A 19,906-nucleotide genomic window follows, 5' to 3' on the forward strand; every position below is an offset into this window, starting at 1 on the left:
TCCCCGCGGTACCCGGCACGCGCTCGATCGGAGCAGAGATATCCTGGCACGGCGCCTGCGGACATCCGGCCCATGACCGCCACCCTGTCTCACAATCCGACACTGGCCGGGCCCGCCGTACCGCCTGGCCGTCCCATCCCGGGACAAAATCCCATTCCGGGGCAGGGTCCCGGAACTGGACGTCGCGCACTGTCCCGGTTCGCGACGCACCGGGGTGCCGTTCTCGGCTACTTCCAGCTGCTGGCGGGATCCGGCGGCCGCCTCGTCCTGCAGGTGCTGTACTTCTTCCTGCTCGCCAACACCCTCAGTCTCGCCGACATGGGGGTGTTTGCCACCGTCTCAGCGGCGGGCGTTCTGATTGGATGCCTCGCCGGCTTCGGTTTCCAATCCGCGGTGATGCGCGCGGCGGCCCGCCGGCGTTCGTCCCTCGGCGGCTATCTCGCCGCCTATTACGCCTGCTCCGCCCTCGCCCTGCCGATCATGCTGGCGCTGGCGGGCCTGCTCTACCTCGTGCTCTTCCGCGAGGTGATCGCGCTGCCGGGCTATCTCGCGATCATCGTGGTCGAGATCGCCCTGTGGCGCGAGATCGAGCTCCTCGTCCAGGTCAACAGCGGTCTGGGCCGATTCGGGGCCGCCTCGACCCTGGTGTCCCTGCCGGTCGGCTTTCGCGCCGCCGCGGCGGTGGCGTTCTGGGCCATGGGCGGCGGCGATGCCGAGAGGTGGAGCCTGTACTATCTCGTCGGCAACCTCGTCGCCGTCGTCGTGCTGGTAATGGTTTTCCATCCGCGCGTCCGGATGCGCCTGCGGCCCAAGCTGGTGCGGGGCAAGCTCCGCGACGGGCTGTACTATACCCTGTCGCACTTCCTGTTCCTCTCCCAGGGCGAGATCGACAAGATCATCATCCTGTCCCTGGCGGGCGAGCGCATGGCCGGCATCTACGCCATCACCATCCGGCTCATCGATCTCACCGCGGTGCCGCTGCGTCCGATGTACATGATGTACTCGCGCAAGCTCATTCAGGCCGGTCGGGTCACCAAGGCCCTGCTGCGGGAGAGCATGCGGATCGAGGTGGTGATCGCCGGCATTTCCACCGGCGGCCTCCTCGCCCTCATCGCCCTATTGTCGATCTGGCCGAACATTCTCGGGACCAACGTCTCGGCCGCCTACGGAATGCTCACGGTCGTCCTCGTGGTACCGGCGGTGCGCAACCTTCTTGAGTTCCACAGCGAACTGCTGTTCGGCTTCGGCAATCTCGGCCTGCGCGCGGCCATCACCGGCACCCTCGTGCTGATCAAGGCCCTCTCTGTTGCGGCCCTCATCACCCTGTTCCCGGCTCCCGAATCCTGGACCCTGGGGCTGAATGCGGCCTCCGCGCTGATTTACGGGCTCTCGTTCCTCGCCGTGTACGGCTTGTTGACTCGGAACGCCGCATGATGATCGCGAGCAGGAGGCCCCCGGTCTCCGAGACGGGGCCAGCCCGAGGTTGCAGGGCGGGTTCGACGGAGGCACATATGCGCGACCAAGGCGAAGTCGCCATTCCCGGACGGCCCGAATCGGTCGGCTTGATCACCATCAGCCACCGCGGGGATCTCGATCGCTGCACCGTGCTCTTCGACAGCATCGACCGTCATATGCCGCGACGCGGCCGGCACTACGTCATCGTCGATGACGAGGACCTGCAGCTCTTCGCGCCCTGTGCCCGCGCCGATCGGCAGATCCTGCCCAAATCGCAGTTCATGCCCTCCTGGCTGCGGCCGATCTTCGGCCTGCGCTGGCGCGGGCGCCGCTACTGGTGGTCCCTCCACAGTCGGCCGGTCAGTGGCTGGCACGTCCAACAATTCGTGAAGATCGAGGCCGCACGCTCGCTCCCTGAGGCACGCTTCTGCATCATCGATTCCGATGTCTGCTTCTTCAAGGATTTCGACCTCGGCCGGATCGCGCATCCGAACCCGACGCCGTTCCATGTCCATGTCGGCGGGGTCACGCAGGATCGGCCGCGGCACAAGCTGTGGGTCGCCACCGCCGCCCGCCTCCTGGCGACGCCGGTGCCCGCCTTGCCCGCCAACGACTACATCGATCAGATCATCGTCTGGGATCAGGCCACCGTTCGGGACATGACCGCCCGGATCGAGACGGTGTCGGGCCGCGATTGGGTGGCGGCCATGTGCCGGGACCGGGATTTCTCGGAGTACATGATCTACGGCGCCTTCGTCGCGGCGTCGGCCATCGCCGGATCGCGCCACGCGGTCACGCACGAGAGTTTTACGCGGACCCACTGGGAAGCCGATGAACTGAGCCTTCCCGACATCCTCGCAATGCTGCGGACTTCGACCCCGCGCGAGCGGGCGTTCTGTATACAGTCGTTCGGCTCGACACCGATTGCGACGATTCGAGCGGCACTAAGTACGTTCTATGCCGAGGCGACGGAAGAACAGAACGATATTAAGCATAGCAGCGTCGAAGTGTGAGTAAAATATCCCTGAATCAGTCAGAGAGAAAAGAGAGTTGTAAAACTATCCCACGAGTCGTGCATAATCCCGTTGGGCACCTTTAGGGTACGACTACCCCGTTGGAAAGAATGACGGTGGGGCATCTGTCCGGAACGGGACGCGGCGGCCCTGGAGTCGTCCCATTCCAGGGCAGGCTTTGTACGACGGACGGAGGGGACGGTGAATCAAATCATGGCGGCGGCAGGCGAAGCACGACTTGCCGCCTGTGACCTCTCCTTCGATACCGAAATCCTGAATCCGACGAATGCGCGATACGGCGATGACGATTTCGTCCTGCGCAGGCAGGGCGGTCCGCATGCGGCGGTCTAGCGCCATGCTTTCGGTTCTGCCCGATGGGACCGTCGAACCCGTCGCCAGCGTGCGCACGCGTCTGCAGCAGCGCCTCGCACGGCATCTGCGGACGGCCCCGGCCCTGGTCGCCCCAGATACGCCGCTAGTGAGCTTCACCTTCGACGACGCCCCGACCTGCGCCTGCACCACCGGGGCGGCGATGCTCGACGACCATGGCGCCAAGGGCACCTACTACATCTCGGGCGGGCTGATCGGCCAGCGCGACCGGTACTGGACCGTGGCGGACGACGCCGAGATCGCGGCTTTGCACACGAACGGCCATGAGATCGGCAGCCACACCTACGGTCACGCCTTCGTGCCGGGCCTGGACCGCGCCGCGCTTGTCGCCGAATCCCGCCGCAACCGCGATCGGCTGCGGGCCACCGTGCCGGGCCTGCCCCTGGAGAGCTTCGCGTTCCCCTACGGATTCGGATCGGTGACGGCCAAGCGTACCCTGGCGGGCCTCTACCGCTCGAGCCGGGGCATCGTGCCGGGCCTCAACGTCGGTCGCACGGACCTGCAGTTCCTGCGCGCGAACCCGCTCATGGAGGTCTGGACCGATCCGGCGCGGATCGCCGGGTTGATGGATGCGGCTCTGGCCCGCCGTGCCTGGCTGATCTTCTACGGACACGACGTCGTCGACCGTCCCAGTCCCTACGGATGCACGCCGGGCCTCCTCTCGGCAGCCCTGCGCCTCGCCGGGGATCGCGGCATCCCCTGCGTCACCGTCGCGGAGGGCTTGCGCCGCGCCCTCCCCGCCCCTTCGCCCGCCGACCGATACCTGCTCCCCACGCACCCGACCCGTTAACCGGCCCGAGGTACGATGGTCGGGCCTGCCGCCTTCCTTCCATCCGATGGTGCGTCGGTTGCGACCTCAACGGTGAGCCATCTCCCGAGAACGGCTTCCGTCCCGGAATGGGTCGGATCGGTCCGGGAATGACACCGGCAATCCGGTGCGGGACATGTTCCGCGGCCGGTCTCGACGGAGCCCTTCGATGCTGGTCTACGACGAAGATCATCCGAGCGACCGCCGGCCTGCGCTGCGAAGCCAAGCCGGCAACGCAGGTGGCCGTCCGTTGTCCGTCCGTCACGTCTACGCCCTGCTGCGCCGGAGGGCGTTGGCGATCGCCGGCTGCGCTCTGGTCTGCGCCCTGCTCGCCTTCGCGGTCGGCAAGGCGGCGACGCCCCGCTTCACCGCGGTGGCGCAGATCTACATCGACCCGCGCGAACTGCGCCTCATGGACAAGGAATTGACGACGGTCGGGCAGGATTCCGCCGGGTTCCTCACCATCGTCGAGAGCCAGGCACAGGTGATTACGTCGAGCAGCGTGCTCGGCCGTGTCGTCGAGAAGCTCGATCTCGAGAACGATCCCGAATTCGGTGGGACCAGTAAGGCACCCGGCTTGTTCGGATCTCTGATCGAGGGCCTCGGGCTGTCTTCCCCGCTCCCTCCGGAAGCGGAGACCGGGGCCACGCCCGCCCTCGCTGCCCTGACGAAGCGCATCGCCGTGCGTCGCACCGGCAAGACCTTCATCGTCGACGTCGAGGCCATGTCGCGCGAGGCCGCCAAGGCGGCCCTGATCGCGAACGCCGTGGTCGAGTCCTACCTGGCCGTAGGCGCCGCGAACCGGGCCGAGGCGGCCAACCGCGCCACCGCCGGCCTCTCGGCCCGGCTCGTGGAGCTGCGCGAGGACGTCAACCGGGCCGAGAGCCGGGTCCAGGCCTACAAGGCCGAGAACGGCCTGATCGGCACCCGCGACGTGCTGGTGACCGACCAGCAGCTGACGCAGCTCAACGCCCAGCTCGCCGGAGCCCGCGTGCGCGCCGCCGACGCCCAGGCCCGCGTCGACGGGGTCCAGCGCATGAAGGAAGCCCGTATCGACGCCGGCGCGACGGAAGCCACCCTCGCCTCCCCGGCCATCGCCGCCCTGCGTGCCCAGTATGCGGAACTCTCGCGCAAGCAGGCCGAACTCGCCAACGACCTCGGGCCCCGTCACCCCCAGGTCACCTCCATCGCCTCGCAGATCCGGCTGTCGCGCCAGCTCATCGAGCAGGAGATCACCCGATACGGACAGGCTGCCCGCACCGATCTCGCCCGCGCCCTCGCGACGGTGACCGCCTTGGAGAGGAGCTTCGATGCGGCCAAGGGCAACACGGTGGGCCTCGCCCAGGCATCGATCCGGCTGCGCGAACTCGACCGCGAGGTCGAAGCCAGCCGCGCGGTCTACGAGGCATTCCTGCTGCGCGCGCGGGAAATCGGCCAGCAGGCCCGCCTCGATGTCGGCAATGCCCGCGTGATCACGCAGGCCGTCAAGCCGATCTACCGAAGCTATCCGCCGCCGGCCATCACCCTCGCGCTGTTCGGGCTCGTCGCGGGGCTTCTCGTCGGCGTCGCCCTCACCCTCGGGGGAGAATGGCTGAAGGGCGAGATGCGCCCGCCCGCCGAGGCCGAACCGGGTACGCTCGACGCGATCACGGCCGCGCGGCAGCGTCCGCCGACGGCGCGGGCGATCACCGACACCGGTACGAAGCGGCTGTCCGCTGCGGTCGGAGGTCACCCGTGAGATCCGATCCCGTGGCACAGTACGCAACCGGCCCGGCCCCCGGTTTGTCCGACGACGCACCAGCGGATCTGGCGACGGATCCCATGAAAGCGGTGCAGACGACCCCCCTGGGCGGCATGCCGATCGCCGTCCTCAGCATGGCGGAAACGGCCGAGCTGATGCTCACCGCCGCCGAGGGACGCCCGCGCCCGAACCTTCCGCTTTTTCTGACCTCGGCCAACGGCGAGGTCCTGTCGCGCTTCGCCCGGGATCGCGACTTCGCCCGCATCATGGCGCAGGCCGATCTCGTCAATGCCGACGGCCAGCCCATGGTGGTGGCGTCCCGCTTCATCGGGACGCATGCCCTCCCGGAGCGGGTGGCGACGACGGATCTCTTCCACAGCGTCGCCGAGGGCGCGATCCGCCGGAACCTGACCTTCTACCTGTTCGGATCGAGCGAGGCTGAGAACCAACGCGCCGTCGAGAACGTCCGGCGTCGCCATCCCGGCATCCGCATCGTCGGACATTCGCACGGGTATCTCCATGGCGAAGCGCTCCGCGACAAGGTCCGCGAGATCGACGCCCTCAGGCCGGACATCCTCTGGCTCGCCCTCGGGGTGCCGCGCGAGCAGCTTTTCGTCTACGAGTTCAGCCCGCTGCTCATCCATGTCGGGATGATCAAGACCTCCGGGGGGCTGTTCAACTTCCTGTCGGGGAGCCGCACGCGCGCGCCACACTGGATGCAGCGCTGGAGCCTGGAATGGCTCTGGCGAATCAAGGAGGAGCCGTCGCGGCTTTTCTGGCGCTACGTCACCACGAACCCGCACGCGATCTTCCTGATGATCGCGCACAGCCGGCCGTTCCTGCAGGCGCGCACGGGCCTGTATCGCGCCGTGATCGCCCGCATACCGAGCCTCGGGCGCGTTCCCTGACCGGGTTTCGTTGCCGGGTTTCGCCGCTTGGCGGAGCCATCGGCGCGAGCCCACGTTTCTTCGGGACCGGGAACGTCGACGGGAGTCTTGACGCGTGGCGCACGAAATCAGCTATCCGCCGCTGAACACGCCCAAACAGGTCGCCGAAGGCGTCTGGATCGTCGACGCGCCGCCCGTCCATCCGGGGGGCATGCCGCTGCCGATCCGCATGACGGTGCTGCGCCTCGCAGGCGGTGAGCTGCTGCTGCATTCGCCGGTTTCCCACGATCCGCTCCTCCAGCGCGCCTTGGAACGGCTCGGGCGCATCGGACATCTCGTCGCCCCGAGCGTCGGCCACTGGATGTTCCTTCAAAACTGGCAGCCGGCGTGCCCCAACGCCATCACCTGGGCAGTGCCCGGCCTCCGGGACCGGGGCCCGGTTCGCCGCTCCGGTGTCCGGATCGATGCCGATCTGTCGAACTTCCCACCCCGTGTCTGGGCGGGCGAAATCGACCAGGTCCTGGTCGCCGGGCCGGTGTTCCGGGAGATCTGCTTGTTCCACCGTCCGAGCCGGACGCTGCTTCTGACCGACCTCGTGATCAACCTGGAGGCCGATCTGCTCCCGATCCCGGTGCGCCCCCTCGCCCATGCCCTGGGGATCGTGGCGCCGGATGGCCGGGCGCCGCTCTACCTCAGGCTGCTTCTCGGCGCGAACCGCCGCGCTTGGCGCGGGCCGCCCAGCGGCTCGTGGCCTTCGAACCGGACCGGGTGATCTTCGCGCACGGGCAGTGGTTCCGCCACGACGCGGCAGGGGATTTGCGGCGTTCACTGCGATGGGCCCTCGGACCAGCGAGCGACCCGGCGCGGACTTCCGGCTCCCCCGCAGCGCACAGCCCCGCACCGAGGATCTCCACGGTCCTTGCGAGCATCGCCGTCGTCGGGATGATCGCCGCGCTGGTCTATGCGGACCGCAGGCGTCGCTGAGCTGGTCGATCGCCGCGACAACGCCCGTTCGTCCACCTGACACCCCGCGCATGTTCCCGACGCGCGATGGGTGGAACGTCGTCGCGCCGCCCGTACAACGAACACGGATCGACTTCGTGTCTCGACGCTCGTACGACCCTGAGGTCTCCGTCCAAACAAGGATCGTCGGACGTCATCGTCCCGCGACCTGCGTCAGCCTGGCTTCCCAGAGTGGCTGTCTCGATGTCTACGAAATGGTGCGGACGGCGGGACTCGAACCCGCACAGCCTTGCGGCCGCAAGATTTTAAGTCTCGTGCGTCTACCGGTTTCGCCACGTCCGCATACCGGTTCCTGCGGTAGCGGGGCGGGCGTCCGAGATCAAGACATTCACCCTCACGGCGTCCAGCCGTAGAGCCAGCGGTAGCGGCGGGTCATGCCGGCGGGACCGAGGCGGCGCATCACCATGTTGCGCACGCGGCCGACGAGGGGACCGGCATGGTAGCTGCGGCCGTTGGCGCGGGCCGCCGCGCGGACCTTGCGCACCCGGGCCCGGCGCGCCTTGGCGTAGGCGGCGAGTGCCTCCGGCACCGGGGCCGTGCCGAGGCAGGCCGCCAGGATCGCCGCATCCTCGATGGCAAGCGCCGCACCCTGCGCCAGGAACGGCAGGATCGGATGGCCGGCATCGCCCAGGAGCGCGACGCGTCCGCGCGCCAGAGGCTTGGCCGGCGGACGGTCGACGAGCGACCACACCAGCCACGAATCCGGCACGCCGAGAAGCGCGGCCAGCGCAGGCGCCGCATCGGGGAAGCGGGCGCGCAGGACCGCCGGTTCGCCGAGCTGGCCCCAATCGTCGGTCCCGGCGCGCTCCGGCACCACGGCGACGACGTTGAGGTGGCTGCCGCCGCGGATCGGATAGTGCACCACGTGGCGGTCGCGGCCGAGCCACAGCCCGGTGGCGTCGGCGGCGAGTTCGGGCGGCACCGCCTCGCGCGGCACCAGGGCCCGCCAGGCGGCGGCGCGCCACGGGCGCAGGGGAACCGCGTCGAGGTGGCCGCGCAGGCGCGAGCGCACCCCGTCTGCGCCCACCGCGAGGTCGGCCACGTAGGTCTCGGAGCGGGCGCCCTGGTGGCTTTCCAGGGTGAGGCTGACGCCGTCCCGGGTCTCGACGAGGCCGGTGACGTCGCGGCCCATGAGCAGGCGGATGCCGGCACGACCCCGCACGGCATCTAGGAGCAGGGTCTGCAGGTCGGCCCGATGGATCACGTAGTAGGGCGCGCCGAAACTTTCACGATGCGCGGGGCCGAGGGGGATCGCGCCGAGCTGGCGCCCGTCCGCGAGCGCCCGCACCACCACGCCCGGCGGCTCGCTCGCGGCCCGGCGCAGGGCCGCTCCGAGGCCGAGGCCGATGAGCACGCGGCTGGCGTTGGGCGAGAGCTGGAGGCCGGCGCCGACCTCGCTGAATCCGGTACGGCGCTCCACGAGGGTGACCTCGTGGCCGGCCGCGTCCAGGGCGAGGGCCGCCGTGAGGCCGCCGATCCCGGCGCCGACGATGGCGATCCGACTCGGACCGACGGAGGACACGGCGCTCAGGCGGCGGCCGGGGTCCGGTCGTCCCACACGCAGGCCGCCGGGTCGGCGGTACCGGCCTTCAGGCCCGGACGGTGGCGATAGAGCGTCGAGCAGTACTGGCAGATGATCTCGTCGTCCGTGCCCATGTCGAGGAACACGTGCGGATGGTCGAAGGGCGGGCGCGCGCCGATGCACATGAACTCCCGCGACCCGACATGGATCACCGCGACCCCGAGGTCGTTGTGGAAGTGCGGCACCGCCTTGTCAGCCATCGTCCCGTCCTGCCTGCCGGCCCGTCGAAACCCGTCCGGGCGCCCGTTCGTGGAGACACGGTGTCTAGCCCCTCCCCGGCCCGGCGCCTAGCCCGGCCCGAATGCCGGTCTTCCTTCGCGGTGGAGTTGGCTTCGCGCAAGGGTTGGCTTCGCGCAAGGGTTGGCCTCGCGAGCGCGGGGTCGTACAGAGGATCTTTCCCGGCCAGCCACGAAACGCCCGCCCATGACGCAGAACGATCAGGCCGTCTCCGAGACCGGACGACGTTCGCCCGAGCCGCCCATCCACGGGCCGGAGGGGTTCGCGGGCATGCGCAAGGCCGGGCGCCTGACGGCGGAAGCCCTCGACGTGCTGATGGAGGCCGTGGCGCCGGGCGTGACCACGGAGGCCCTCGACGACCTCGCCTACACCTTCGCCATGGACCACGGCGCCTACCCGGCCTCCCTGCTGTACCGCGGCTACCCGAAATCGATCTGCACCTCGATCAACCACGTGGTCTGCCACGGCATCCCCAACGACAAGCCCCTGCGCGAGGGCGACATCGTCAACCTCGACATCTGCCTCATCGTCGACGGCTGGCACGGCGATTCGAGCCGCATGGCCTATGTCGGCGAGGTGTCGCGCAAGGCCCAGCGCCTGTGCGAGATCACCCACGAATGCCTCATGCGCGGCATCGCGGCGATCAAGCCCGGCGGTTCGACCACGGATATCGGCCGGGCGATCCAGAGCTATGCCGAGGCCGAGCGCTGCTCCGTGGTGCGCGACTTCTGCGGCCACGGGCTGGGGCGCACCTACCACGACGCGCCCACCATCCTGCACTACGCCGAGCCGAGCTACGACGTGACGTTCAAGCCCGGCCAGTTCTTCACCGTGGAGCCGATGATCAACCTCGGCCGCCCCGCCGTGAAGGTGCTGTCCGACGGGTGGACGGCGGTGACGCGGGACCGCTCGCTCTCGGCCCAGTTCGAGCACACGGTGGCGGTGACGGAGACGGGGGCCGAGATCTTCACCTTCTCGCCGAAGGGCCTGCACCAGCCGGTCAATCCGGCGGCCTGAGCCGGTCCCGTGAGCGCCCGCCGACCGTCCGACCCTCCCCTGCCGGCCGGCGAGGCGACCGGGACCGAGGCGGCCGAGCCGCATTACCTCGGGCACCGCGACCGCCTGCGCGCCCGCTTCGCCCAAGGGGGCGCCGACGCGCTGCCGGATTACGAGCTCCTCGAACTTGCCTTGTTTCGCGCCATTCCCCGGCGCGACGTGAAGCCCCTGGCGAAGGCGCTGATCCGGCGTTTCGGCAGCTTCGCCGAGGTGATCTCGGCCGAACCGGCCCGGCTTGCCGAAATCGAAGGCATCGGCGCCGGGGTCATCGCCGACCTGAAGCTCATCGAAGCGGCGGGCCATCGGCTGGCGCGGGGCGCCATCGCGGCCCGGCCGCTGCTGTCGTCGTGGAGCGCCGTGCTCGAATATTGCCGGGCCACCATGGCGTTCGCGGCGCGCGAGCAGTTCCGTGTGCTGTTCCTCGACCGGCGCAACCACCTCCTCGCCGACGAGGTCCAGGGGCGCGGCACCGTCGACCACACGCCGGTCTATCCCCGCGAGGTGGCGCGGCGCGCACTGGAACTCTCCGCCACCGCCATCATCCTCGCTCACAACCATCCCTCCGGCGACCCGACCCCGTCGGCGGCGGACATCCGCATGACCCGCGACATCGTCGGCGTGCTCGATCCCCTCGGGATCGTGGTTCACGACCACGTGATCCTCGGGCGCGAGGGCCATGCGAGCTTCAAGGGCCTGAAGCTGATCTGACCGTCACCCCCCGCGAAACATCCGGCCCTCGACGCCTTCACGTTTCGTGAGAGACACCGTGCCGCCTCGCGTTCCGCGTGTTAGCGTACCCTCGAAGGGGTCCGTCGAGACCTCGAACGGCCGGTCGGTCCGCCCCTGGCGCGCCTCTTGCCTGGAACTTGGCGTTTAAGGGGAGGCGCACATGGCGCTCGCTGCGTTCGACGAGATGACCGGGTTCCCGGACGGGATCCTGAAGGAAGGGACGCTCAACGATGCGGCCGTGCGCGAGGCGTACAACAGCCTGAAATCGTGGCTCGACACCACGCCGCCGGAGCATTTCAACACCCGTCGCAGCCAGGCTGAGATGCTGTTCCGCCGCATCGGCATCACCTTCGCGGTCTACGGCGCCAACGAATCCACCGAGCGGCTGATCCCGTTCGACATCATCCCCCGGGTCATCACCAAGCCGGAGTGGAGCTTCCTCGAACGCGGCCTCAAGCAGCGCGTCACCGCCATCAACGCGTTCCTGAAGGACATCTACGGCGCCCAGGAATGCATCAAGGCCGGCATCATCCCGGCTGATCTCGTCTACCGCAACCCGCACTACCGGATGGAGATGCGCGCCTTCAAGGTGCCGCACGACCTCTACGTCCACATCGCCGGCATCGACATCGTCCGCACCGGCGAGAACGACTTCTTCGTGCTGGAGGACAACGCCCGCACGCCGTCCGGCGTCTCCTACATGCTGGAGAACCGCGAGGTGATGCTGCGGCTGTTCCCGGAGCTGTTCTCACGCCACCGCGTGGCCCCCGTGGAGAACTATCCCGACGCCCTGCTGGCGACCCTGCGGTCCCTGGCGCCGTCCACCGCGACGCGGGACCCCACCGTCGCCCTGCTGACGCCCGGCCGCTACAATTCGGCGTTCTACGAACACTCGTTCCTCGCCGACAAGCTCGGCGTCGATCTGGTGGAGGCCTCCGACCTCTTCACCAAGGACGACGTGGTCTACATGCGCACCACCGAGGGGCCGCGCCGGGTCGACGTGCTCTACCGCCGCCTCGACGACGACTTCCTCGACCCCCTGGTGTTCCGCCCCGACTCGGTGCTCGGCGTGCCCGGCCTCATGAACGCCTACGAGCGCGGGACCGTGACGCTGGCCAACGCCGTCGGCACCGGCATCGCCGACGACAAGGCGGTCTACAGCTACATGCCCGAGATCGTGCGGTTCTTCACCGGTGAGGAGCCGATCCTGCATAACGTGCCGACCTATCGCTGCCGCGAGAAGGAGGCGTTCGCCTACGTCATGGACAACCTCAAGGACCTCGTGGTGAAGGAGGTCAACGGCTCGGGCGGCTACGGCATGCTCGTCGGCCCGCACGCGACGAAGCGCGAGATCGAGGAGTTCGGGCGCAAGCTGAAGCACGCACCCGACGGCTTCATCGCCCAGCCGACCCTCGCCCTCTCCACCTGCCCGACCTTCGTCGCCTCCGGTGTCGCGCCGCGCCACGTCGACCTGCGCCCGTTCGTGCTGTGCGGCTCCGACGAGATCCGCATCGTGCCCGGCGGCCTCACCCGCGTCGCCCTGAAGGAAGGGTCCCTCGTGGTCAATTCGAGCCAGGGCGGCGGCACCAAGGACACCTGGGTCCTCGACGCCTGACAATCCCCTCCCGTCCGAATGCGGCACGGGTCCTGCGCGCTTCCCAACCCGTCATCGCCTCCGCATAGTCCCCTCAGCCCAACGGTTCCCGCGCGCGTCGCGGGTGGCCGCGCCTCAACGGAAGCCCATGCTCTCCCGGACCGCAGACAACCTGTACTGGCTCTCGCGCTACGTCGAGCGGGCCGAGTTCGTCGCCCGTATCCTCGACGCGGCGCATCGGCTCGCGGCCCTGCCGTCGAGCTACGGTGGCGGCGAGACCAACGAATGGGCCTCGGCCCTGGCGTCGGCCGGCGATCCGGAAGTGTTCAAGCCGCTCTACGACGGCGTCACCGAGGCCACGGTCTGCGACTTCCTCGCCTTCAGTCCGCACAACCCGTCCTCGATCCGCTCCTGCATCGAAACGGCGCGCGAGAACGCCCGCAGCGTCCGCACGGCCCTGACCACCGAGATGTGGGACGCCATCAACGGCGCCTGGCTGGAGTTGCGCAACTACGAGGGGCGCGACCTGAACCGCGACGAGTTCTCCCGCTTCCTCGAATGGGTGAAGGGCGTGTCCCTGGCCTTCGACGGTTCGGCCTACCGCACCATGCTGCGCAACGACGCCTACTGGTTCACTCGCCTCGGCACCGCCATCGAGCGGGCCGACAACACCGCCCGCATCCTCGACGTGAAGTACCGGATCCTCCTGCCCGCCACCGAGCGCGTCGGCGGCAGCCTCGACTACTTCCAGTGGACCACGATCCTGCGCGAGGTCTCGGCCTTCAACGCCTATCACTGGGTCTATCGCGAGAGCGTGAAGCCCCTGTTGGTGGCCGATCTCCTCATCCTCAACCGCCAGATGCCGCGCTCGCTGCACAACTGCTACGGCATGCTCGTGGAACACCTCGACCTCATCGCCGACGCCTACGGGCGGCGCGGGGCCAGCCAACGTTTCGCCAGCAACACCCTGGCGCGGCTGGAGGGCGAGAACATCGATCGGATCTTCACGTCGGGGCTGCACGAATTCGTCACGGCGTTTATCGCCGAGAACAACCGCCTCGGCGCGGCGGTGATCGAGCAATATCTCGTCTGAGCGGGTGTCACGTGGCGCCGCCGACGTGACACCCGCCTCGAAATCCGTCGACTTATCCCGGTTCGCCTCGAACCGTGTGACACGTCGGGGAATGATGCTTAGGGGTGGCGGGCTCTGCCCGGACCCGCGCAAAGGCCGCCCTCATGCGAATCCGCGTCTTTCATGAGACCAACTACACCTACGAGCATCCCGCCCGGAACCTGATCCAGGTCCTGCGCCTGCGGCCGCGCGACCATGACGGCCAATATGTCCGGCGCTGGCGCATCGAGCCGTCCATCGACGGCCGGATCAGCGAGCGCGAGGACGGATTCGGCAACGTGGTGCACTGGTTCACCGCCGACGAGCCGGCCGAATCCCTCACCATCCGGGTCACCGGCGAGGTCGACACCAACGAGATGCACGGCGTGGTGCGCGGCACCGTCGAGCGACTGCCCGACGAGTTCTACCTGCGCGATTCCGATCTCGCTCTGGCGAGCGAGCCGATCCAGGCCTTCGCCCGCGCGGTCCGGGAGGCGGGCGACGCCTCGCCCCTGCCCTGCCTCCACCGCCTGCTCGCCGCCGTGCACGACAAGGTGGTGTTCGAGCCCGGCCCGACCAGCGCCAGCACCACGGCGGCGCAGTCGTTCGAGCAGGCGAAGGGCGTCTGCCAGGATCTGACGCACATCTTCATCGCCGCGGCACGCCACCTCGAGATCCCGACCCGCTACGTCTCGGGCTACTTCCACCGGGACGACGGCATGGTCGACCAGGAGGCGGGTCATTCCTGGGTCGAATCCCTGGTGCCGAACCTCGGCTGGGTCGGCTTCGACCCCGCCCACGGCATCGCCACCACGGAGGCGCATATCCGCGTCGCCGTGGGGCTCGACTACCTCGGCGCGGCTCCGATCCGCGGCAGCCGCATGGGTGGCGGTACGGAAACCCTCGACGTGAAGCTCCGCGTCGAGCAAGCACAGGCGACGGTCCAGTCCTGACGATACGGGGCGTTCGGGCACGAAGAAAGCTGAAACGATGACCTACTGCGTCGGTGTCCTGGTCGAGGACGGCTTGGTAATGATCGCCGATACCCGCACCAACGCGGGCCTCGACGACATCTCCACCTACCGCAAGCTCCACCACTTCAACGTGCCGGGCGAGCGGGTGATGATGCTGGCGTCCGCCGGCAACCTCTCCATCACCCAGTCGGTCCTGAGCCTGCTCTCCGAGGGCGTCGAGGGCGATGCCGGCGAGGCCAAGATGAAGCTCGTCGAGGCACCGACCATGTTCCAGGCCGCCCAGCTCGTCGGCCGCGCCATCCGCCGGGTGCGCGAGATCGAGAAGGCCGGGTTCGAGGCGGCGAACCTGCGCTTCTCCGTTTCGCTGCTGTTCGGCGGCCAGATCGGCACCGACCCGATGAAGCTGTACCTCATCTACGCCGCCGGCAATTTCATCGAATGCAGCGGCGACGCGCCGTTCCTGCAGATCGGCGAGCACAAGTACGGCAAGCCGATCCTCGACCGGGCGGTGAAATACGAGACCGATCTTTACGACGCCCTCAAGGTCGGCCTCGTCTCGATGGATTCGACCATGCGGTCCAACCTCGGCGTCGGCCTGCCCATCGACATCGCCCTGGTCCGCCGCGACGCCCTCACCCTCGAGGTCAACCACCGCATCGAGGCGGGCGAAGGCTACTTCCACGATCTGCGCGAACGCTGGTCGGCGGCCCTGCGCGCCGCTCACCGGGCGATCCCGCGTCCGCCCTACGGCCCGGCCGCCGACCCGAAGTAGATTTTTTCGAGTTTCGCATCGCGTTCGGCCCTCCCCCACGAGCGGGTGGGAGACGCTCCCCGACTCGTCAGGTCTTCCAGGCTCCGAGCAAAGCGCCCACGTCGCCCGCCGGGTCGCGGCTGCGCATCAGGCCGCCCATGACGGCGATCCCGGCGGCCCCTGCCGCCCGGCAGGGCCTGACCCTCTCGCCCATGATACCCCCGAGGGCGATGACCGGCAGCCCGCACGCTTTCGCCGCCCGCATGGCCTCCGGCCCCAGGGCCGGGCCGTAGCCGGGCTTGCTCGACGTCGCGAAGATCGGGCTCAGGGTGGCGTAGTCCGCGCCATGCCGCGCGGCCGCCTCGACCTCCCCGATCGAATGGGCCGAGACTCCGATCAAGCCGTTGGGCAACCGACCCCGCGCCGCCGCGAAATCGGCCGGTGTCGCCCCGCCGGGCAGGTGGACGCCGTCCGCCCCGAGATCCGCCGCGAGGGCCGCGCTTGCGCCGATGCTCAGGACACCGCCCCGGGCGCGCACCCGCTCCAGCAGCGCGCGCGCCAGGGTTTCGCGCGGGGCCGGCGCCAGGTCGCGCTCGCGAAACCAGACCCAGCGGGCGCCGCCCGCGAGAAGCGCGTCGATCCGGGCGACGAGGTCCTGCTCCCCACCGGGGACCAGTGTCCGGTCCGTCACCACGAGGAGCGGCGACGGCAGCGGCATCATGAGCCGACGAGGCCGAGCTGCGGGCTCGACGGTTCGGCCCGGCCGCGCCGAGGAATGCGGCCGGCGCGGTGCGCGAGGCGGCCGGCCGCGACGGCGTGGCCCATGGCGCGGGCCATCCGTACGGGGTCGTCGGCCTTCGCCACCGCCGTGTTGAGGAGGCAGCCGGCGGCCCCGAGCTCCATGGCGATGACGGCGTCCGACGCCGTGCCGATGCCGGCATCGACGATGACGGGCACGGGCGAGCGCCGACAGATCAGTTCGAGGTTGGCCGGGTTCGCCACACCCATGCCGGAGCCGATGAGCGAGCCCATGGGCATCACGGCGGCGCAGCCGATGTCGGCCAGGCGCTGGCACACCACCGGATCGTCGTTGCAATAGGGCAGCACGGTGAAGCCGTCCTCCACGAGGTGGCGGCAGGCCTCCAGTAATTCGGCGACGTCCGGGTACAGAGTCTCGCGGTCGCCGATGACCTCGACCTTGATCCACGTCGTGTCGAGGGCCTCGCGGGCGAGTTCGGCGGTCATGATCGCGTCGCGCGCCGTCTCGCAGCCGGCGGTGTTGGGCAGGAAGCGGTAGCCCTTGAGCTTGCTGACCGTGTCCGAGCCGTGGCCCTGGAGCGAGACCCGGCGGATCGAGGCGGTCACCACTTCGGCGCCCGACGCCGCCACGGATTCGGCCATGATGGATTGGGTGGGATAGCCCGCCGTACCGATGAACAGGCGCGAGCCCAGGGTGATGCCGGCGATGACGAGGGGATCGTCGTGGGGTTCGGTCATGGTTTCAGCCTCCCTGCATGGCGCGGACGATCTCGACGCGGTCGCCCTCTTCGAGTTGCGTCGTTTCCCAGTCCCGGCGGCGGATAACCGCGCCGTTGACGGCGATGGCGATGCCCTGTGGGCTCTCGATCCCGGTCTCCTCGGCCTCGATCCGGAACAGGGCGTCGAGGTCGCGCGCCGCGCTCTCGTGGGGCCGGCCGTTGAGGATGAGTTTCATACACGCGCCCTCGTCTCGGCCGGGGCGAAGCGGGCGCGGCCGAAGGCGCTGGCGTAGTCCGGCACGGCGCCGTCCGTCAGCAGGGCCGCGACGGCGTCGGCGGTGGCGGGCGCCAGGAGGTAGCCGTTGCGGTGGTGGCCCGTCGCCGCGACGAGGCCGGGGGCCAGGGTGTCGATGATCGGCGCGTCGTCGTCGGAGGTCGGGCGGTAGCCGCTCCACACGGCCTCGACGGCCATCTCCTCGATACCGGGCAGGACACGGCGCGCCCCTTCCAGCAGCGCGTAGAGGCCGCCCGCCGTGACGCCGGGGGTGAAGCCGCAATCCTCCACCGTCGCCCCGACGATGAGGTGGCCGTCGCTCTTCGGGGCCATGTGGACCTGCTCGGTCCAGACCATGTGGGTGAGGGTTCCGGTGCGGGCGGTGGTGCGCAGCGCCAGCGACTGGCCCTTCAGGGGACGCACCGGCAGCGCTAGGGCATCGGGGAGCAGCCCGGTCTGCCCGCTCCAGGCGCCGGCGGCGAGGATCACGGTCTCGGCCGCGAGCCGGCCCTGGCCGGTCAGGAGCCCCGTGACCCGGTCGCCCGCCCAGTCCAGGGCTTCGACGGAGCAATTCTCCACGATGGTGACGCCCGCGGCCGTGCAGGCCCGCACCAGGGCGGCCATGACCCGGCTCGGATCGACCTGATGATCGTGGGGACAGTAGAGGCCGGCGGTGACGGCCGGGCGCAGGGCCGGCTCGCGGGCCCTCACCTGCGGCCCGGACAGCCACGTGGCCTCGAGGCCCGAGCGGACCTGCAGGTCGTGGCGAAAGCGCAAGCGCTCGACCTCGTCGCGGCCGATGGCGAGCACCAGGGTGCCCTCCTCCCGGTAGTCGATGTCGACGCCCGACGCCGCCTGCAGGGCGTCGCGAAACCCCGGCCAGCGCGACAGGCTCACCAGGGCCAAGGGCAGCAGCTGGTCGGAGCCGGGCTCGTGCTCGGCGGCCGGCGCCAGCATGCCGGTGGCAGCGAGGCTCGCCCCCGCGCCGACGGTCTCGCGCTCGACGACGGTAACGGCGCGTCCGCGTTCCGCGAGGCGCCAGGCGATGGACAGGCCGATGAGGCCGCCGCCGACGATGGCGACATCGCAGCGGGCCGGCAGGGCGGATTGCGCCCGGGCGGCGGCGGGTGAGCGCCTGAGATCGATGGGTCGGCTGGGAACGAGCACCTGGACAACCTCCGCGACGGACGCAGGGGGTGTGGGGCCGGTGCGCTTCTGAGCGAAGCCCGCCGAACTCGGGCGGGCAAACACGGCGGTCCAATCCCTACGCCGGTATGAACCGGTTCAGGTTCGAAGGATTTCCGCGCCGCCGCCCGCACGCAGGCCGCTCATCGGTTTCTCAGCCCCTTGCCGGGGATCTCCCTGGAACACCACCGATGTGGGCCGCAACGACGCTCCGGTCAACACCCCGCGCGCCTCGTCACACCGTCGCGGCCGGCCGTCCGGGGCGGAACACCCCCATGGGCTCGGCGAACCCGTCGAGGGCGTGGGTGCCGAGGGAGACCGGATCGCCCCAGAGGAAATCCACGAAGGGCTTGGACATCAGCAGGGGCTCGCCGAGCGTCCGGTTGAGGCGGGCGAGGCGGCTCGCGAGGTTCACGTCGCGGCCGATGACCGTGAAGTCGAGGCGCGCGCCCGAGCCGACATTGCCGTAGGCGGCCTCGCCGTGATGGAGCGCGATGCCGGCCGCCACGGGCTGGGCGAAGCGCCCGAGGCCGTTGGCTTCGGCGAGGGCCGCGAGCGCGCTCTGGGCCGCCGTCAATGCCCCCTTGGCCGCCCCGCCGAGGTCGTCGCCCCGCTCGCGAAAGATCGCCAGCAGGCCGTCGCCGAGGTACTTCAGCACCTCGCCGCCCTCGCGCTCGATGGCCGGCACGAGACAGTCGAAGAAGATGTTGAGGAGGTCCACCGCTTCTTCCGGGGTCATCTCGGCGGAGATGCGGGTGTAGTCGCGCATGTCGGCGAACAGGATCGCCGAGCGGATGCGCTGAACGTGGCCGCGCCGGATCGAGCCGGCCAGGATCGCCTTGTGCGGTTCGTCGCCGACATAGATCCGCAGCACGTGGTCGAGCTGCTTGTTGATGCTGCGCATCTCCATCACGGCGGCGAGCGTCGGGATGACGAAGCGCAGGATCGCCACGTCCTCGTCGCGAAATCCATCCGCGCTGCGTGTGGCGAACGTGATGCCGTTGCGGGTGCCGTTGGTGAAGAACAGCGGCGCCACGATGTAGTGGCGGTAGCCCTCGGCCTTCAGGTCGGGGATCACCGCGTAGGCGTCGGACGGCGTCTCGGAAAGATCGAGGATCAGCCACTCCCCGGTCTCGTGGACCGTCTGGAACGGGCTCTCGCGGTAGGCCTTGTCGGAGGCGTCGCCGTGGGGGAACAGCCGCACCGTCGAGCCCGATTCGCGGGTCCAGAAACGGCCGACGCCGGAATACTCGGAATGCAGGGCGTCGATGGCCGTGGTCGCCCGGTCCACCGGCACCCCGAGGTCGATGAGCCGCTCGGCCAGCCCCGCCAGGAGGTCCTCGGCGTTGGGCATCCGGGCGCCCTCGCTCAGCAGCCAGTCGCGCAGGGCCACGCATTGCTGCAGGGCGCCGAACGGAACGTCGTTCGCTTCCGATCCGTCGGCTTCGGCGGTGGGCGGCGACTGGGGCGGACCTCGATCGAGCATATGGCCTAGTTGGGTCAAGGATCGCGCTTCGGCAACCGGACGCTCGCTTTGCGCGGCTCTCCGAACCGCCATCAACCGGGAAACGATGGTTGGATCAACGTGAAATCTGCGGACCCCGGTTGCAATTCCATT

20 protein-coding genes, 1 tRNA gene and 1 riboswitch are annotated in these 19,906 nt (G+C 69.5%); of the genes, 13 read left to right on the forward strand and 8 right to left on the reverse strand.

The window, feature by feature from the left end:
• Positions 1 to 72 precede the first annotated feature (72 nt).
• From ASF22_RS22010 to ASF22_RS22035, 7 genes are all read left to right on the forward strand, one after another.
• Positions 73 to 1,434 (forward strand): oligosaccharide flippase family protein, encoded by a 1,362-nt coding sequence (locus ASF22_RS22010; protein WP_056268380.1) that lies wholly within the window; start codon positions 73 to 75, stop codon positions 1,432 to 1,434.
• Between the two features lie 77 nt (positions 1,435 to 1,511).
• On the forward strand, positions 1,512 to 2,468 hold the full coding sequence (locus ASF22_RS22015; protein ID WP_056268383.1) for a DUF6492 family protein: 957 nt from the start codon (positions 1,512 to 1,514) through the stop codon (positions 2,466 to 2,468).
• A gap of 201 nt (positions 2,469 to 2,669) precedes the next feature.
• The gene (locus ASF22_RS24450) at positions 2,670 to 2,819 is read left to right on the forward strand and encodes a hypothetical protein (RefSeq protein ID WP_162238659.1); all 150 of its coding nucleotides are present in this window, start codon (positions 2,670 to 2,672) and stop codon (positions 2,817 to 2,819) included.
• A 4-nt stretch (positions 2,820 to 2,823) separates the two neighbouring features.
• The gene (locus ASF22_RS22020) at positions 2,824 to 3,648 is read left to right on the forward strand and encodes a polysaccharide deacetylase family protein (protein WP_056268385.1); all 825 of its coding nucleotides are present in this window, start codon (positions 2,824 to 2,826) and stop codon (positions 3,646 to 3,648) included.
• A 187-nt stretch (positions 3,649 to 3,835) separates the two neighbouring features.
• Complete coding sequence (locus ASF22_RS22025) at positions 3,836 to 5,404, forward strand: GumC family protein (protein WP_056268388.1); 1,569 nt, start codon at positions 3,836 to 3,838, stop codon at positions 5,402 to 5,404.
• Positions 5,401 to 6,315, forward strand: a complete 915-nt coding sequence (locus ASF22_RS22030; RefSeq protein WP_244474392.1) for a WecB/TagA/CpsF family glycosyltransferase — start codon at positions 5,401 to 5,403, stop codon at positions 6,313 to 6,315. Before ASF22_RS22025 ends, ASF22_RS22030 begins: the two co-directional genes overlap by 4 nt.
• Positions 6,316 to 6,409: 94 nt before the next feature.
• Positions 6,410 to 7,066 (forward strand): DUF4336 domain-containing protein, encoded by a 657-nt coding sequence (locus tag ASF22_RS22035; RefSeq protein ID WP_348271160.1) that lies wholly within the window; start codon positions 6,410 to 6,412, stop codon positions 7,064 to 7,066.
• Positions 7,067 to 7,512: 446 nt separating this feature from the next.
• On the opposite strand, the gene ASF22_RS22040 is transcribed toward ASF22_RS22035, so the two are convergent.
• The 3 genes from ASF22_RS22040 to ASF22_RS22050 form a co-directional block, all read right to left on the reverse strand.
• A tRNA-Leu gene (locus ASF22_RS22040) sits at positions 7,513 to 7,599 on the reverse strand.
• 52 nt (positions 7,600 to 7,651) lie between these two features.
• Positions 7,652 to 8,839: an FAD-dependent monooxygenase gene (locus ASF22_RS22045; protein WP_056268590.1), complete on the reverse strand. Its 1,188-nt coding sequence runs from the start codon at positions 8,837 to 8,839 to the stop codon at positions 7,652 to 7,654.
• 5 nt (positions 8,840 to 8,844) lie between these two features.
• A complete protein-coding gene (locus ASF22_RS22050) occupies positions 8,845 to 9,099 on the reverse strand; it encodes a zinc-finger domain-containing protein (RefSeq protein WP_056174559.1) in 255 nt (84 codons plus the stop codon).
• A 223-nt stretch (positions 9,100 to 9,322) separates the two neighbouring features.
• Between ASF22_RS22050 and map the strand changes: the two genes are divergently transcribed.
• From map to ASF22_RS22080, 6 genes are all read left to right on the forward strand, one after another.
• Positions 9,323 to 10,153, forward strand: a complete 831-nt coding sequence (map, locus tag ASF22_RS22055) for a type I methionyl aminopeptidase (protein ID WP_056268391.1) — start codon at positions 9,323 to 9,325, stop codon at positions 10,151 to 10,153.
• Between the two features lie 39 nt (positions 10,154 to 10,192).
• Positions 10,193 to 10,900 carry a DNA repair protein RadC gene (gene radC / locus ASF22_RS22060; RefSeq protein ID WP_056268593.1) on the forward strand — a complete coding sequence of 236 codons (708 nt, stop codon included), beginning with the start codon at positions 10,193 to 10,195 and terminating at the stop codon, positions 10,898 to 10,900.
• Between the two features lie 181 nt (positions 10,901 to 11,081).
• Complete coding sequence (locus tag ASF22_RS22065) at positions 11,082 to 12,536, forward strand: circularly permuted type 2 ATP-grasp protein (RefSeq protein ID WP_056174555.1); 1,455 nt, start codon at positions 11,082 to 11,084, stop codon at positions 12,534 to 12,536.
• Between the two features lie 127 nt (positions 12,537 to 12,663).
• Complete coding sequence (locus ASF22_RS22070; protein WP_056174553.1) at positions 12,664 to 13,608, forward strand: alpha-E domain-containing protein; 945 nt, start codon at positions 12,664 to 12,666, stop codon at positions 13,606 to 13,608.
• 143 nt (positions 13,609 to 13,751) lie between these two features.
• Positions 13,752 to 14,579: a transglutaminase family protein gene (locus ASF22_RS22075; protein WP_056268596.1), complete on the forward strand. Its 828-nt coding sequence runs from the start codon at positions 13,752 to 13,754 to the stop codon at positions 14,577 to 14,579.
• A gap of 37 nt (positions 14,580 to 14,616) precedes the next feature.
• Positions 14,617 to 15,372, forward strand: a complete 756-nt coding sequence (locus tag ASF22_RS22080; RefSeq protein WP_056174552.1) for a hypothetical protein — start codon at positions 14,617 to 14,619, stop codon at positions 15,370 to 15,372.
• Positions 15,373 to 15,439: 67 nt separating this feature from the next.
• Here ASF22_RS22080 and ASF22_RS22085 read toward each other — a convergent pair whose 3' ends face one another.
• From ASF22_RS22085 to ASF22_RS22105, 5 genes are all read right to left on the reverse strand, one after another.
• Positions 15,440 to 16,069 (reverse strand): thiamine phosphate synthase, encoded by a 630-nt coding sequence (locus ASF22_RS22085; protein ID WP_200927170.1) that lies wholly within the window; start codon positions 16,067 to 16,069, stop codon positions 15,440 to 15,442.
• A complete protein-coding gene (locus ASF22_RS22090) occupies positions 16,069 to 16,848 on the reverse strand; it encodes a thiazole synthase (protein ID WP_056174548.1) in 780 nt (259 codons plus the stop codon). The genes ASF22_RS22085 and ASF22_RS22090 overlap by 1 nt, the downstream gene beginning before the upstream one ends.
• 4 nt (positions 16,849 to 16,852) lie before the next feature.
• The gene (thiS, locus tag ASF22_RS22095) at positions 16,853 to 17,065 is read right to left on the reverse strand and encodes a sulfur carrier protein ThiS (RefSeq protein ID WP_056268397.1); all 213 of its coding nucleotides are present in this window, start codon (positions 17,063 to 17,065) and stop codon (positions 16,853 to 16,855) included.
• Positions 17,062 to 18,270: a glycine oxidase ThiO gene (gene thiO / locus ASF22_RS22100; RefSeq protein ID WP_056268400.1), complete on the reverse strand. Its 1,209-nt coding sequence runs from the start codon at positions 18,268 to 18,270 to the stop codon at positions 17,062 to 17,064. Before thiO ends, thiS begins: the two co-directional genes overlap by 4 nt.
• Positions 18,271 to 18,346: 76 nt before the next feature.
• Positions 18,347 to 18,476: riboswitch (TPP riboswitch) on the reverse strand.
• 47 nt (positions 18,477 to 18,523) lie between these two features.
• Positions 18,524 to 19,774: an adenylate/guanylate cyclase domain-containing protein gene (locus ASF22_RS22105; protein ID WP_056268402.1), complete on the reverse strand. Its 1,251-nt coding sequence runs from the start codon at positions 19,772 to 19,774 to the stop codon at positions 18,524 to 18,526.
• Between the last annotated feature and the right edge of the window lie 132 nt (positions 19,775 to 19,906).

Source organism: Methylobacterium sp. Leaf87, from assembly GCF_001422775.1.
Taxonomy (GTDB): Bacteria; Pseudomonadota; Alphaproteobacteria; order Rhizobiales; family Beijerinckiaceae; genus Methylobacterium.